At 71.4% G+C, this 15,411-nt stretch carries 12 protein-coding genes; all 12 read left to right on the top strand.

Features of this window, described 5'->3' with window-relative positions; genetic code table 11:
* Window positions 1–10: 10 nt before the first annotated feature.
* Window positions 11–1,402 (top strand): diaminopimelate decarboxylase, encoded by a 1,392-nt coding sequence (gene lysA, locus ABD371_RS03135; protein ID WP_344472410.1) that lies wholly within the window; start codon window positions 11–13, stop codon window positions 1,400–1,402.
* 96 nt (window positions 1,403–1,498) lie between these two features.
* Window positions 1,499–2,800, top strand: a complete 1,302-nt coding sequence (locus ABD371_RS03140; RefSeq protein WP_344472412.1) for a homoserine dehydrogenase — start codon at window positions 1,499–1,501, stop codon at window positions 2,798–2,800.
* A gap of 7 nt (window positions 2,801–2,807) precedes the next feature.
* Window positions 2,808–3,878, top strand: coding sequence for a threonine synthase (thrC, locus tag ABD371_RS03145; RefSeq protein WP_190123285.1), 1,071 nt, complete (start codon window positions 2,808–2,810; stop codon window positions 3,876–3,878).
* Window positions 3,879–4,367: 489 nt separating this feature from the next.
* Window positions 4,368–5,324: a homoserine kinase gene (gene thrB, locus ABD371_RS03150; protein WP_344472414.1), complete on the top strand. Its 957-nt coding sequence runs from the start codon at window positions 4,368–4,370 to the stop codon at window positions 5,322–5,324.
* Between the two features lie 532 nt (window positions 5,325–5,856).
* Window positions 5,857–7,932 carry a transcription termination factor Rho gene (rho, locus tag ABD371_RS03155; protein ID WP_344472416.1) on the top strand — a complete coding sequence of 692 codons (2,076 nt, stop codon included), beginning with the start codon at window positions 5,857–5,859 and terminating at the stop codon, window positions 7,930–7,932.
* Window positions 7,933–8,245: 313 nt separating this feature from the next.
* Complete coding sequence (locus ABD371_RS03160; RefSeq protein ID WP_344472418.1) at window positions 8,246–10,006, top strand: trypsin-like serine protease; 1,761 nt, start codon at window positions 8,246–8,248, stop codon at window positions 10,004–10,006.
* A 219-nt stretch (window positions 10,007–10,225) separates the two neighbouring features.
* On the top strand, window positions 10,226–11,431 hold the full coding sequence (locus ABD371_RS03165; protein ID WP_344472420.1) for an LCP family protein: 1,206 nt from the start codon (window positions 10,226–10,228) through the stop codon (window positions 11,429–11,431).
* 149 nt (window positions 11,432–11,580) lie between these two features.
* Complete coding sequence (gene rpmE / locus ABD371_RS03170; protein WP_344472422.1) at window positions 11,581–11,802, top strand: 50S ribosomal protein L31; 222 nt, start codon at window positions 11,581–11,583, stop codon at window positions 11,800–11,802.
* A gap of 155 nt (window positions 11,803–11,957) precedes the next feature.
* Window positions 11,958–13,037, top strand: coding sequence for a peptide chain release factor 1 (gene prfA, locus ABD371_RS03175; RefSeq protein ID WP_190123289.1), 1,080 nt, complete (start codon window positions 11,958–11,960; stop codon window positions 13,035–13,037).
* Window positions 13,038–13,093: 56 nt separating this feature from the next.
* Window positions 13,094–13,939, top strand: a complete 846-nt coding sequence (gene prmC / locus ABD371_RS03180) for a peptide chain release factor N(5)-glutamine methyltransferase (RefSeq protein ID WP_190123290.1) — start codon at window positions 13,094–13,096, stop codon at window positions 13,937–13,939.
* A 34-nt stretch (window positions 13,940–13,973) separates the two neighbouring features.
* Window positions 13,974–14,621 carry an L-threonylcarbamoyladenylate synthase gene (locus ABD371_RS03185; protein WP_190123291.1) on the top strand — a complete coding sequence of 216 codons (648 nt, stop codon included), beginning with the start codon at window positions 13,974–13,976 and terminating at the stop codon, window positions 14,619–14,621.
* Window positions 14,618–15,262 (top strand): arsenate reductase/protein-tyrosine-phosphatase family protein, encoded by a 645-nt coding sequence (locus tag ABD371_RS03190; RefSeq protein WP_344472427.1) that lies wholly within the window; start codon window positions 14,618–14,620, stop codon window positions 15,260–15,262. The genes ABD371_RS03185 and ABD371_RS03190 overlap by 4 nt, the downstream gene beginning before the upstream one ends.
* Window positions 15,263–15,411 lie beyond the last annotated feature (149 nt).

Genomic DNA, 15,411 nt, shown 5'->3' on the forward strand with positions numbered 1-15,411 from the left:
GAGAGACACCATGAGCCGTTCCGCCCACCCCGCCGGGCCCCGCTACGCCGATGTGCTCCCCGAGGGGCACTACTCCGCCCCGCCCGCCGATCTGAACCACCTCGACGGCAAGGTCTGGGCCAGGACCGTGACCCGGGGCGAGGACGGGGTCGTGAGCGTCGGAGGCCTCGAAGTGACCCGGCTGGCGGAGGAGTTCGGCACCCCGGCCTACTTCCTGGACGAGGCGGACTTCCGGGCCCGCTGCCGCGCCTGGGCCGACGCCTTCGGCGAGGACGCCGACGTCTTCTACGCGGGCAAGGCCTTCCTCAGCCGGGCCGTGGTGCGCTGGCTCCACGAGGAGGGGCTCAACCTCGACGTCTGCTCGGGCGGCGAGCTGACCTGCGCGCTGGACGCCGGAATGCCCCCGGAGAACATCGCCTTCCACGGCAACAACAAGTCCCCCGAGGAGATCGAGCGCGCCGTCCGCGCCGGCGTCGGACGGATCGTGCTCGACTCCTTCCAGGAGATCGTCCGCGTCGCCCACATCGCGCGCGGCCTCGGCAGGCGGCAGCGCGTGCTGATCAGGGTCACCGTCGGGGTGGAGGCGCACACCCACGAGTTCATCGCCACCGCCCACGAGGACCAGAAGTTCGGCATCCCGCTGGCGGGCGGGCAGGCCGCCGAGGCCGTCCGCCGCGCACTGGGCCTCGAAGGGCTGGAGCTCATCGGCGTCCACTCCCACATCGGCTCGCAGATCTTCGACACCTCCGGCTTCGAGGTGGCGGCCCACCGCGTCATCGGGCTGCTCAAGGAGATCCGCGACGAGCACGGCGTCGAACTGCCCGAGATCGACCTCGGCGGCGGCCTCGGCATCGCGTACACCCCCGACGACGACCCGCGTGAACCGCGTCACATCGCCAAGGCGCTCAACGAGATCGTCGTCCGCGAGTGCGAGGCCGCCGGGCTGCGCCCCCCGCGTCTCTCCGTCGAGCCCGGCCGGGCCATCGTCGGCCCCACCGCCTTCACGCTGTACGAGGTGGGCACGATCAAGCCCCTGGAGGGGCTGCGGACGTACGTCAGCGTCGACGGCGGGATGTCCGACAACATCCGGACCGCGCTGTACGACGCCGAATACAGCGTCGCCCTGGTCTCCCGGGCCTCCGACGCGCCCCCGATGCTCTCCCGTGTCGTCGGCAAGCACTGCGAGAGCGGTGACATCGTGGTCAAGGACGCGTTCCTCCCCGCCGACCTCGCACCCGGCGATCTGATCGCCGTGCCCGCGACCGGCGCGTACTGCCGCTCCATGGCCAGCAACTACAACCACGCGCTGAGGCCGCCCGTCGTGGCCGTCGGGGACGGCTCGGCGCGAGTGATCGTCCGGCGTGAGACGGAGGAAGATCTCCTGCGTCTGGACGTCGGTTAATTGAGATAGATGTCTCGCATGCCGGACGGGGGATAGAAACTCTCGTCCGGTAGGTGAGACTGGTCCCACCCTTGAAGTCGTGAGAAGCGAGGTCGGATGATGCGTACGCGTCCGCTGAAGGTGGCGCTGCTGGGCTGTGGAGTGGTCGGCTCAGAGGTGGCGCGCATCATGACGACGCACGCCGACGACCTCGCCGCGCGCATCGGCGCGCCGGTGGAGCTGGCCGGAGTGGCCGTGCGGCGGCCCTCGAAGGTCCGTGAGGGGATCGACCCGGCGCTCGTCACCACCGATGCCACCGCGCTCGTCAAACGCGGCGACATCGACGTCGTCATCGAGGTCATCGGCGGCATCGAGCCCGCCCGCACCCTCATCACCACCGCCTTCGAGCACGGCGCCTCCGTGGTCTCCGCCAACAAGGCGCTGCTCGCCGAGGACGGCACGACCCTCTACGCCGCCGCCGAGCAGCACGGCCGCGACCTCTACTTCGAGGCCGCCGTCGCCGGTGCCATCCCGCTGATCAGGCCGCTGCGCGAGTCCCTCGCCGGCGACAAGGTCAACCGGGTCCTCGGCATCGTCAACGGCACCACCAACTTCATCCTCGACCGGATGGACAACTCCGGCGCCGGATACTCCGAGGCGCTGGACGAGGCGACCGCCCTCGGTTACGCGGAGGCCGACCCCACCGCCGACGTCGAGGGCTTCGACGCCGCCGCCAAGGCCGCCATCCTCGCCGGGATCGCCTTCCACACCCGGGTCCGGCTGGACGACGTCTACCGCGAGGGCCTCACCGAGGTCACCGCCGCCGACATGGCCTCCGCCCGGCGCATGGGCTGCACCGTGAAGCTGCTCGCCATCTGCGAGCGCGCCGCCGACGGCAAGTCGGTCACGGCCAGGGTGCACCCCGCGATGATCCCGCTCAGCCACCCGCTCGCCTCCGTCCGCGAGGCGTACAACGCCGTCTTCGTGGAAGCGGAGGCCGCCGGGCAGCTGATGTTCTACGGACCCGGCGCGGGCGGCTCGCCGACCGCGTCCGCGGTACTCGGCGACCTGGTCGCCGTCTGCCGCAACAAGCTCGCCGGATCCACCGGACCGGGCGAGTCCGCGTACAGCCGACTGCCCGTGAGCCCCATGGGCGACGTGGTCACGCGGTACCACATCAGTCTCGACGTGGCCGACAAGCCTGGCGTACTCGCCCAGGTCGCGACGGTCTTCGCCGAGCACGGCGTATCCATCGACACGGTGCGCCAGCAGAGTCGTCCAGATGGCGGCGGCGAGGCATCGCTCGTGGTCGTCACCCACCGCGCGCCCGACGCGGCCCTCTCCGGGACCGTCGAGGCGCTGCGCGAGCTCGACACCGTGCGCGGTGTCGCCAGCATCATGCGTGTTGAAGGGGAGTAAAGGACCCATGACCAGCCAGGGCACCCATCAGTGGCGCGGCATCATCGAGGAGTACCGGGACCGTCTGCCGGTCACGGAGACGACGCCCGTCGTCACACTCGGCGAGGGCGGCACGCCTCTCGTACCCGCTCAGGTCCTCTCCGAGCGCACGGGCTGCGAGGTGCATCTCAAGGTCGAGGGCGCCAACCCCACCGGGTCCTTCAAGGACCGTGGCATGACCATGGCGATCACCCGGGCCAAGGAGGAGGGCGCGCAGGCCGTCATCTGCGCCTCCACCGGCAACACCTCCGCCTCGGCCGCCGCCTACGCGGTGCGCGCCGGGATGGTCTGCGCGGTCCTGGTGCCCCAGGGCAAGATCGCCCTGGGCAAGATGGGCCAGGCGCTCGTCTACGGCTCGAAGATCCTCCAGGTCGACGGCAACTTCGACGACTGCCTGAATCTGGCCAGAAGTCTGTCCGAGAACTATCCGGTGGCGCTGGTCAACTCGGTGAACCCGTACCGGATCGAGGGACAGAAGACGGCCTCCTTCGAGATCGTGGACGCGCTCGGCGACGCCCCCGACATCCATGTGCTCCCCGTCGGCAACGCCGGCAACATCACCGCGTACTGGAAGGGTTACCGGGAGTACGCGGCCGACGGCCTCTCCACTCGTACGCCGCGCATGTGGGGGTTCCAGGCCTCCGGCTCCGCGCCGATCGTCCGGGGCGAGGTCGTCAAGGACCCCTCGACCATCGCCACCGCCATCCGGATCGGCAACCCGGCCTCCTGGCAGCAGGCGCTCGCCGCGCGGGACGAGTCGGGCGGTCTCATCGACGAGGTGACGGACCGTGAGATCCTGCGCGCCTACCGTCTGTTGGCCTCCCAGGAGGGCGTCTTCGTCGAGCCCGCCTCCGCCGCGTCCGTCGCCGGTCTGCTCAAGGCCGCCGAGGCGGGCAAGGTCGACCCGGGCCAGCGGATCGTCTGCACGGTCACCGGAAACGGTCTGAAGGACCCGGACTGGGCCGTCGCGGGCGCACCGCAGCCGGTCACCGTCCCGGTCGACGCCGCGGCGGCGGCCGAGCGGCTGGGTCTGGCGTAACCGTCCCGAGGGAATCGGTTGGCAGGTTGGGAGGGCAAGGGGTACGCCGGATCTCGCGGCGTACCCCTTGCCTCGGCCCGGGGCCGAGGGGGCCCCGCCGGGGGGAGCCTCCGCCGGGCGGTCCGGCGCGGCGATCACCCATACCCCGCCGAAAACCGCGCCAAGCAGGGCAACGGCGCATGTAGAGGCACAGGAGGCTTGCGACACGCATCGTGCGCCGCCTGTGCGCCCTATGTCGCCACAGAACCTTCCTTCGATAGGCTGTACCCGAACCCGCCCCGCCGCTTGTGCGCGGTGCGGCCGCCGTGATGGCCCTCGGGTGTGCATTCCCCTCGAATCCCACATCCCGCACCCCGCAGAGCGAATCCGGCACACCTCGTACCCCACCGAGTCGTCACACCCCCCAAGCCGCCAACACCCCTCAGTCAAACGCCAGAACGCAGAACATCAGAACGTCTCGCAGTCAGAATCAAGGAGTGTCTTCGAGCGATGGCCGGTCCAGCGTTCCGCGCCGCCGCCGTCCGAGTGCGCGTGCCCGCCACCAGTGCCAATCTCGGCCCGGGCTTCGACGCCCTCGGGCTGTCCCTGGGGCTCTACGACGATGTCGTCGTCCGGGTCGCGGACTCCGGTCTGCACATCGACATCGCCGGTGAGGGCGCTTCCACGCTGCCCCGCGATGAGAATCACCTGCTCGTACGGTCCCTGAGGACGGCTTTCGACCTGCTCGGCGGTCAGCCGCGCGGGCTGGAAGTCGTCTGTGCCAACCGCATTCCGCACGGCCGGGGCCTCGGATCCTCGTCGGCGGCCATCTGCGCCGGCATCGTCGCCGCCCGCGCGGTGACGATAGGAGGTGACGCCCGGCTGGACGACACCGCCCTGCTGGAACTCGCCACCGAGATCGAGGGGCATCCGGACAATGTCGCCGCCTGTCTGCTGGGCGGCTTCACCCTGGCCTGGACCGAGTCGGGAGCCGCCCGCGCCATCAGGATGGAGCCCGCCGGATCCGTCGTCCCGGTGGTCTTCGTACCCGAGAAGCCGGTGCTCACGGAGACGGCCCGCGGTCTTCTGCCGCGTACCGTCCCCCATGTGGACGCCGCCGCCAACGCCGGTCGCGCCGCCTTGCTCGTCGAGGCTCTGACCAGGCGTCCCGAGCTGCTGCTGCCCGCCACGGAGGACCGGCTCCACCAGGAGTACCGCGCCCCGGCGATGCCGCAGAGCGTCGACCTCGTCAACCGGCTCCGCGCCGACGGCGTACCGGCGGTCATCTCCGGCGCGGGCCCGACCGTGCTCGCGCTCGCCGACGAGGGCGTGGCCGACAAGGTCGCGCGACTGGCCGGCGACGGATGGGCGGCCAATCGGCTCGCCTTCGACACCGCGGGCGCGAGCGTCATGCCGCTCGCGCCGAGTGGAGCCGCCGTTCACGGCGGCGACGCGCCCGCACGATAGTCCGATATTTACGGCGGGGGCGGGTCGTATCGGCCCGGCACGCTCCCGCCGGGCCCGGCGAAAGCCGGTGATACGGGCCGATACGCAGTAGATGCGCATCACTGCGCGGTGATGCGCGGGGATTCACCGTCAGCGGTGATTCCCCGTGACACGAGATTGCCGGTTATGGAGAGGGGGAATGTTTGTTGGAGCCGGTAGTGTTAACCTCAAGTTGCAGCCGAAGCCTTTATGGCTTCGAGCTTCGTGTCCCGATTCGGGACCACCCAATTCTTCCGGGAGCCTCCCCAACTGCCTGAGCAGCCTGCCTGAGCAGTTTTGAGCACGCTCCGGAACCGGCACGACACCTCCCGCTCCGCCACACAGCGGGCCGAGCAGGGGGACCTCGGGCCGGGATTGCATGTATCTGACTCTCCGCCGCACCACATCCGGCGGGGACCACCGCCCCGACACGGTCCGCACAGAGACCGCCGTCGGACAGCACAACCGGTCGCCGAGCCAGAAGGCCGACGTCCGCTCCAGGGAAGGACCCTTCGTGAGCGACACCACCGATCTGATGGGCGCGAGCGCCGACAGCAGCGTCGACACCTCCGCGCCCGCCGCAGGTGCTGCCTCCGGCACCACCGCACGGCGCCGCCGTTCCGGCACCGGCCTTGAGGGCATGGTCCTGGCCGAGCTGCAGCAGGTCGCGTCCGGCCTCGGCATCAGGGGCACCGCGCGGATGCGCAAGAGCCAGCTGATCGAGGTCATCAAGGAGGCGCAGGCCGGCGGCGGCACCTCCACCGCCAAGGCCGCGACGGCGGGAGCCGCCGCCAAGACCGCCGAGGCCGAGACCAAGCCCAAGCGCCGCACCGCCGCCAAGGCGCGGACGAGCGAGGCGCCCGCCGCCGAGCCCGCCCCGGCCGCCGAGAAGGCCGCCGCACAGCAGCAGATCGACATCCCCGGCCAGCCGGCCAGCGACGACCAGCCGGCCGGTGAGCGCCGCCGTCGCCGCGCCACCGCGCAGGCCGGCAGCCCCGAGGTCCAGGCCGAGGCCCGGACCGAGGCGGCCGTCGACGTCAAGGAGAAGGCCGAGGCCCAGCCGGACGCCAAGGCCGAGACCGCCGGATCCGCCTCCGGTCAGGACGGCGAGGGCCGCCGTGACCGGGGCCAGCGCGGCGACCGCCGTGAGCGTCAGCGCGACCGCGGCGAGCGGGGCGACCGCGAGCGCGGTGAGCGTGACCGCGGTGACCGCGGTGACCGCGACCGCGGCGGCGACCGCCGGGGCAAGGGCGACGACCAGCAGCAGGGCGGTCAGCGCCAGCAGCAGGGCGGCCAGCGTCAGCAGCAGAGCAGCGGCGTCAGCCAGCAGCAGCTGGACGACGACGACTTCGAGGGCGGCCGTCGCGGCCGTCGTGGCCGCTACCGCGACCGTCGCGGCCGTCGTGGTGGCCGCGAGGAGTTCGTCAGCAACGAGCCGCAGGTCGCCGACGACGATGTGCTGATCCCCGTCGCGGGCATCCTCGACATCCTCGACAACTACGCGTTCATCCGGACCTCGGGCTACCTCCCGGGCCCCAACGACGTGTACGTCTCCCTCGCCCAGGTCCGCAAGAACGGCCTGCGCAAGGGCGACCACGTCACCGGCGCGGTCCGTCAGCCCAAGGACGGCGAGCGCCGCGAGAAGTTCAACGCGCTCGTCCGGCTGGACTCGGCGAACGGCATGGCGGCCGAATCCGGCCGCGGTCGCCCCGAGTTCAACAAGCTGACCCCGCTCTACCCGCAGGACCGGCTCCGTCTGGAGACCGACCCCGGCGTGCTGACCACCCGGATCATCGACCTCGTGTCGCCGATCGGCAAGGGCCAGCGCGGACTGATCGTGGCCCCGCCGAAGACCGGCAAGACCATGATCCTCCAGGCGATCGCCAACGCGATCACGGTCAACAGCCCCGAGTGCCACCTGATGGTCGTCCTCGTCGACGAGCGTCCGGAAGAGGTCACCGACATGCAGCGGTCGGTGAAGGGCGAGGTCATCTCCTCGACCTTCGACCGCCCGGCCGAGGACCACACCACCGTCGCCGAGCTGGCGATCGAGCGCGCCAAGCGCCTGGTGGAGCTGGGCCACGACGTCGTCGTCCTGCTGGACTCCATCACCCGTCTGGGCCGTGCGTACAACCTCGCGGCCCCCGCCTCCGGACGCATCCTGTCCGGTGGTGTCGACTCGACCGCGCTCTACCCGCCGAAGCGCTTCTTCGGTGCCGCGCGCAACATCGAGGACGGCGGCTCGCTGACCATCCTGGCCACCGCGCTGGTCGACACCGGCTCGCGCATGGACGAGGTGATCTTCGAGGAGTTCAAGGGCACCGGCAACATGGAGCTCAAGCTCGACCGGAAGCTCTCCGACAAGCGCATCTTCCCCGCGGTGGACGTCGACGCGTCCAGCACCCGCAAGGAGGAGATCCTGCTCGGGGCCGACGAGCTGGCCATCGTCTGGAAGCTGCGCCGGGTGCTGCACGCGCTCGACCAGCAGCAGGCGATCGAGCTGCTGCTGGACAAGATGAAGCAGACGAAGTCGAACGCGGAGTTCCTGCTCCAGATCCAGAAGACCACGCCTTCCGGATCCAACGACTGACGCTCCGTCAACACCGGTTCTCCGCCGGTCGCGCACCGAGCCGCTCAGCGGCACCGCCCCGTCACCCCTTCGGTGACGGGGCGGTCGCATGTCCGGGCCCGGGGGCCGGGGTTGGGGGAGCCGCACCCCGCCCGCCATCCGGCCGCGGTGGCGCAATACGATCTACCTCCTCAGGTGGGGGAGCCGTGGGGGCCGATGGCCAACAGGCCCGCGCCCGCCGGCCCGACTCACATCCCGAGGTGGTTACCGAGTGCCCCAGCGCACCCGAGGCAGCCGGCGCGTACGCCGGACGAGACTTGAGATACCCGCGGCCGTGACCGTGCTGGCCCTGGCCGGCACCGGGCTGATGGCCTCCGGCGCGCAGGCCGCCCAGCCCGGCTCGACGCCCCGCCCGGCCGCCGCCCCGGTGCCGCCCGCCGCGCCCGCCGCCCCGCTCCCCGCGGGCGGACCGAGCGAGCGGGAGCTGCACGACCGGATCGCCGAAGTGCTGAAGACCATCGGGACGACGCCCGGCGGCCCGCGCCCCAGGGGCAAGACCCCGGCCCCGGGCTCCGCCGCGAAGCCCTCGCCGGGCCCCAGCGCCCGGATCATCGGCGGCAAGCCCGCGCCGATCACCTCCGCCCCCTGGATGGCCCAGCTCTACTTCAAGGGCGCGCGGGGCTTCGGCTACTCCTGCGGCGGCGCGGTCGTCGCGCCCACCAAGGTCGTCACGGCCGCCCACTGCGTCAAGGACGTGGACTGGAAGGGCACCGGCGTGATCGTCACCGGCGCCGACCGGGCGGCCACCCCCACCGGCCGCAAGGACTCCCAGGGCAAGCCGATCCTCAATCTCCACGGCGGCGAGGCCCGCGGCGCGGTCCGGCAGTGGCACCACCCGGCGTACGACGACTACACGCTGGAGGCCGATGTCGCCGTACTCACCCTGAACTCCCCGGTCCGGGCCAAGCCCCTCCAGCTGGTGAAGCCCGGCGAGAGCGCCCGCTACAAGGCCGGCACCGACGGCAAGGTGTACGGCTGGGGCCTCACCGCCTCCCACGACCGGGCCAAGGGCTCCGACCGGCTCAAGGTCGCCGACGCCGACGCCCAGTCCGACGCCAACTGCGAGCGGGCGTACGGCTGGGAGTTCTTCAAGGGCGACATGTACTGCGCCGGCCGCGCCCCGACCGGCAAGGACAGCACCACCGAGACCACCTGCAACGGCGACTCCGGCGGCCCGCTGGTGGCCGGCGGCCGGATGGCCGGCATCGTCTCCTGGGGCGACGCGGACTGCTCCGCCAAGGGCAAGTACGGCGTCTACGCCAAGGTGAGCACCTTCCAGGCGGCGATCCGGGACCGGATGTACGACACCAGCTGGAGCGGCGACCAGTACGCCGATCTGCTGGCCCGCTCCGGGGACCGGCTCCACGCCTGGACCAGGAAGGGCAAGAGCCTCGTCAAGGGCAAGGACCTCGGCGACTTCCGGGGCGTGAATCTGCTGGTCCAGGCCGATCTGAACCGCGACGGCCGCCAGGACCTCGTCCACCGGACGAACACCGGCGAGGCGTACTGGTCGCAGGGCGGCGGGCAGCCCCGGCTGCTCTCCACCGGCTGGCGCACCCACCGGCAGATCCTGGTCCCCGGCGACCTCACCGGCGACGACCTCCCGGACATCGTGGTCGTCACGGCCAAGGGCACGGCCTACCTCTATCCGGGCAAGGGCGACGGCGCTCTCGCCCCCTCGGTGCGGATCGGCTCCGGCTGGGGCGACTACACCATGGTCCGGGGCCACGGAGACTTCACCGGCGACGGCAGGCCCGATGTCCTGGGTCATGTCTTCGGCGGCAAGATGTACCTCCACCAGGGCACCGGCGACCCGAAGAAGCCCTTCTCGGCCCGTGTCCAGATCGGCACCCACAGTGGCCTCAACGCCCTCGCCACCACCGGTGATGTCGACGGCGACGGCCGCGCCGACCTGCTCGCTCGTGACATGAAGGGCAAGCTCTGGCTCTACCCGGGCACCGGCCGCTCCCCGGCGGTCCTGGGCAAGCGCGCCCAGTACGCGAGCGGCCTCCAGGGCCACAGCCTCCTCGGCTGAGACCCAGCCCTCCGGCGGCTTCAGAGCCCCGGCCCGTGCCCACCGTGCCCCGCGCACGGTGGGCACCGCCGTTTTCTCAGCCGCTTCTCAGCCGGGCGTGCAACCCTTTCGCTCCCCGAGCGGTCTCCCCAGTGGCGGAGCAAGAATTGACAGGACGGACCATCGTGCCGTCCCGGCTCCCGCCGGAGGGAAGCGGAGAGCGCAGGAACCGAGGAGACCATGGGCGACCAGAGCAGCGGTGGCACCGGCCGAATAAACGGCGGCCGGGACGGCGGCCGGGGCAGACGGCGCAAGAAGCCGTCCACCGGGCGCAGAGCCGGGGCCATCACCGTATGGACCCTCGCCGGGCTGCTCCTCGTCGGAGGCTCCGGACTCGGATACGTGTACCTCAAGCTCAACGGCAACATCGACGGCGTCGACATCAACGCCCGGCTCGGCACCGACCGGCCCCAGGACATCGACAACGGCTCCCTGGACATCCTTCTCCTCGGCTCGGACTCCCGCTCCGGGGCCAACGCCGGGTACGGCGGGGACGAGGGCGGCGCACGCGCCGACACCGCGATGATCGTCCATCTGCACGACGGCCGGAAGAAGGCCAGCGTGGTCTCCATCCCGCGCGACACTCTCATCACCCGCCCCAGCTGCGTCGACGACGACGGCAGGACCGTCCCGGCCGAGAACCGGGCCATGTTCAACACCGCGTACGAGGTCGGCGGCCCCGCCTGCGCCGTGAAGACGGTCGAACGGATGTCCGGCATCCGCATGGACCACTACATCGAGGTCGATTTCACCGGCTTCAAACGGCTCATCGACGCCCTCGGCGGAGTCGACATCACCACCACCGTGCCGATCAAGGACGCGAAGAGCGGGCTCAACCTCGCCCCCGGCCCCCACACTCTCGACGGCGAGCAGTCCCTCGGCCTGGTGCGGACGCGCAAGAGCGTGGGCGACGGCAGCGACCTCGGCCGGATCCAGCTCCAGCAGGCGTTCATGAAGGCCTTTCTCGCCCAGGTGAAGGAGGTCGGCGTACTCACCAACCCCACCAAGCTGCTCGACATCGCCGACACCGCCACCAAGGCGATCACCCCCGATTCCGAGCTGGACTCGGTGCCCGAGCTGATGACCTTCGCCCAGGGCCTCACCGGGCTCGGCCCCTCCGACGTCCGGATGGTGACCCTTCCGGTGGAGTACGACCCGATCGATCCCAACCGGGTGATCCCCCTCCGGGGCGCGGCCCAGCAGGTCTGGACCGCGATCGGCCAGGACCGGCCCATCCCCGCCGACGCGCTGAAGGACTCCGCGGGCGACAAGGGCGTGGCGGGCACCCTCGTCAAGGGCGCCACTCCGGACACCGCCCCCGAGGCGACCCGGAAGGCCACCCAGAAGGCGGGCACCCCGCCCGGGAGCGGCGAGGCCGCCGGATAGAGCCCCGCGGACGACCCGGGGAATACCCACGCCGTCCCCCCGGTTTTGGGAGATACGGCCAGTCCTGGCAGACTGGTACGTCGGCCCCGGTTCACGCACGCGCAATCCGCCCGTAGCGACCCGGAGCCCTCCCGAAACTAGGAGACACCTTGAAGCGCGACATCCACCCCCAGTACGTCGAGACCCAGGTCAGCTGCACCTGTGGCGCGTCGTTCACCACTCGCAGCACCATCGACAGCGGCACCATCCGTGCCGAGGTCTGCTCCGAGTGCCACCCGTTCTACACGGGCAAGCAGAAGATCCTTGACACCGGTGGCCGCGTGGCCCGCTTCGAGGCGCGCTTCGGCAAGGCCTCGGCCGCCAAGAAGTAGCGAGCTGACAGCACCGGTCCTCGGCCGCCCACTCCACGGGCGGCCGGGACCGGTGTTTTTGTCGCCGGGGGCCTCAGGGTCACCCCCGGAAACCAGCCACCCCGGGTAAGCACACCGCCGTCCCGCAGAAACCCCGCACGACACCAGGAGCACCGATGTTCGAGGCGGTCGAGGAACTGATCGGCGAGCACGCCGACCTTGAGAAGAAGCTCGCCGACCCTTCCGTCCACGCCGACCAGGCGAACGCGCGGAAGCTCAACAAGCGCTACGCCGAGCTGACCCCGATCGTCGGCACGTACCGCTCCTGGAAGCAGACCGGCGAGGACATCGAGACCGCTCGCGAGTTCGCCGCCGCCGACCCGGACTTCGCCGCCGAGGTGAAGGAGCTGGAGAAGCAGCGCGAGGAACTGACCGAGAAGCTGCGCCTCCTCCTCGTACCGCGCGACCCCAGCGACGACAAGGACGTCATCCTCGAGGTCAAGGCCGGAGCGGGCGGCGACGAGTCCGCCCTGTTCGCCGGCGACCTGCTGCGGATGTATCTGCGCTACGCCGAGCGCGTCGGCTGGAAGACCGAGATCATCGACGCCACCGAGTCCGAGCTGGGCGGCTACAAGGACGTCCAGGTCGCCGTGAAGACCAAGGGCGGCCAGGGCGCCACCGAGCCCGGCCAGGGCGTCTGGGCCCGGCTGAAGTACGAGGGCGGGGTGCACCGCGTGCAGCGCGTGCCCGCCACCGAGTCCCAGGGCCGTATCCACACCTCCGCCGCCGGTGTGCTCGTCACCCCCGAGGCCGAGGAGATCGAGGTGGAGATCAACGCCAACGATCTCCGTATCGACGTCTACCGCTCCTCCGGGCCCGGCGGCCAGTCCGTCAACACGACCGACTCCGCCGTCCGCATCACGCACCTCCCCACCGGTGTCGTCGCCTCCTGCCAGAACGAGAAGAGCCAGCTCCAGAACAAGGAGCAGGCCATGCGCATCCTGCGCTCCAGGCTGCTCGCCGCGGCCCAGGAAGAGGCCGAGAGCAAGGCCGCCGACGCCCGCCGCAGCCAGGTGCGCACCGTCGACCGCTCCGAGAAGATCCGTACGTACAACTTCCCCGAGAACCGCATTTCGGACCACCGGGTCGGCTTCAAGGCGTACAACTTGGACCAGGTGCTCGACGGCGACCTCGATGCCGTGATCCAGGCCTGCGTGGACGCGGACTCCGCCGCCAAGCTCGCCGCAGCGCAGTAACCGAAAGCCCCGCGCAGTAGCCCCAGCGAGCCCCGTACGAACCGGGTGGAGGACCAGTGAATCTGCTGCTTGCCGAGGTGGCCCAGGCCACCCAGCGGCTGGCCGACGCCGGCGTGCCGTCACCGCGTTTCGACGCGGAGGAGCTGGCCGCCTTCATCCACGGGGTGAAGCGGGGCGCGCTGCACACCGTCAAGGACGCCGACTTCGACGCCCGCTACTGGGAGGCCATCGCCCGCCGCGAGGCGCGCGAGCCGCTCCAGCACATCACCGGACGCGCCTTCTTCCGCTATCTGGAGCTCCAGGTCGGCCCCGGCGTCTTCGTGCCCCGCCCCGAGACCGAGTCGGTCGTCGGCTGGGCCATAGACGCCGTACGCGCCATGGACGTCGTCGAACCGCTCATCGTCGACCTCTGCACGGGCTCGGGGGCCATCGCCCTCGCCATGGCCCAGGAGGTCCCGCGCTCCCGGGTGCACGCCGTGGAGCTGTCCGACGACGCCCTCGGCTGGGCCCGCAAGAACGCCCAGGGCTCCCGGGTCACCGTCCACCAGGGCAACGCCCTCACCGCCCTGCCCGAGCTGGACGGCCAGGTCGACCTGGTGATCTCCAACCCGCCGTACATCCCGCTCACCGAGTGGGAGTACGTCGCCCCCGAGGCCCGCGACCACGACCCCGAGATGGCCCTCTTCTCCGGCGAGGACGGCCTCGACACCATCCGCGGCATCGAGCGCACCGCCCACCGGCTGCTCCGCCCCGGCGGCCTCGTCGTCATCGAGCACGCCGACACCCAGGGCGGCCAGGTCCCGTGGATCTTCAGCGAGGAGTCCGGCTGGGCGGACGCCGCCGACCACCCCGATCTGAACAAGCGCCCGCGCTTCGCCACCGCCCGCAAGGCGATGCCGTGACGACGACCGTGTACGTGTACGAGGAGGCTCACTGATGGCTCGGCGATACGACTGCAACGACGCGAGCGACCGCGCGACCGGCCTGCGCGAGGCGGTGTCGGCGGTACGCCGCGGTGAGCTGGTCGTGCTGCCCACCGACACCGTCTACGGGGTCGGCGCGGACGCCTTCACCTCCGAGGCCGTGGCCGACCTGCTCGCCGCCAAGGGCCGGGGCCGCAATATGCCCACCCCCGTCCTCATCGGCTCCCCGAACACCCTCCACGGGCTCGTCACCGACTTCTCCGAGCAGGCCTGGGAGCTGGTCGACGCCTTCTGGCCCGGCCCGCTCACCCTGGTCGCCCGGCACCAGCCCTCCCTCCAGTGGGACCTGGGCGACACCCGGGGGACCGTCGCCATCCGGATGCCCCTGCACCCCGTCGCGATCGAGCTGCTCACCGAGACCGGCCCGATGGCCGTCTCCTCCGCCAACCTCACCGGGCACCGCTCGCCCGAGGACTGCGACGCCGCCCAGGAGATGCTCGGCGACTCCATCTCCGTCTACCTCGACGGCGGCCCCACCCCGGGCATCGTCCCCTCCTCGATCGTCGATGTCACCGGCGACGTCCCGGTCCTGCTGCGAGCGGGCGCGCTCGACGCGGACGAGCTGCGCAAGGTCGTGCCCGACCTCGAGGTGGCCCCTTGATCGTCCCAGAGGGGCGTGGCATAGGCACGGACGACTGCTTCCGGATCCTCCACGTCAGCACCGGCAACGTCTGCCGCTCGCCGATCACCGAGCGGCTGACCCGCCATGCCCTCCAGCACCGCATCGGCGACCTGGTGACCAGCGGGCTGATCGTGGAGAGCGCCGGGACCTGGGGCCACGAGGGCGCGCCCATGGAGGCCAACGCCGAACTCGTCCTCGCCGACTTCGGCGCGGACGCGAGCGGCTTCGTGGGACGTGAGCTGCTGGACGAGCATGTGATCCGCGCCGACCTCGTCCTCACCGCCACCCGCGACCACCGCGCCCAGGTGATCTCCATGGGCCACTCGGCGGGGCTGCGCACCTTCACCCTGAAGGAGTTCACCCGGCTGGTCCGCGCGATCGACCCGGCCACCCTCCCCGACGCCGGCGACGAGGGCGTCGTCGAGCGCGCCCGCGCCCTGGTCCGCGCCGCCGCCGCCCTCCGCGGCTGGCTCCTCGCCCCCAGCCCCGACGCGGACGAGGTCTACGACCCCTACGGCGCCCCCATCACCTTCTTCCGCTCCATCGGCGACGAGATCAACCAAGCCCTCGACCCCGTCGTCACCGCCCTCACCGGCCTCCCCGCCAACACCTGCCGCTGACCAGAAGGCCGGAATCAGCCCCGCTGGGTGACCTCAATCCAAGCCCCTCCGGGGGTCCCCCCGGCGAAGCCAGGGGGAGATTGAGGAGCGGGGTCCGGGGCGGAGCCCCGGCAGGAGACCCGCACAGCGCACGGGCGGGCGCCCCCACA

Source organism: Streptomyces amakusaensis, from assembly GCF_039532665.1.
Lineage (GTDB): Bacteria > Actinomycetota > Actinomycetes > Streptomycetales > Streptomycetaceae > Streptomyces > Streptomyces amakusaensis.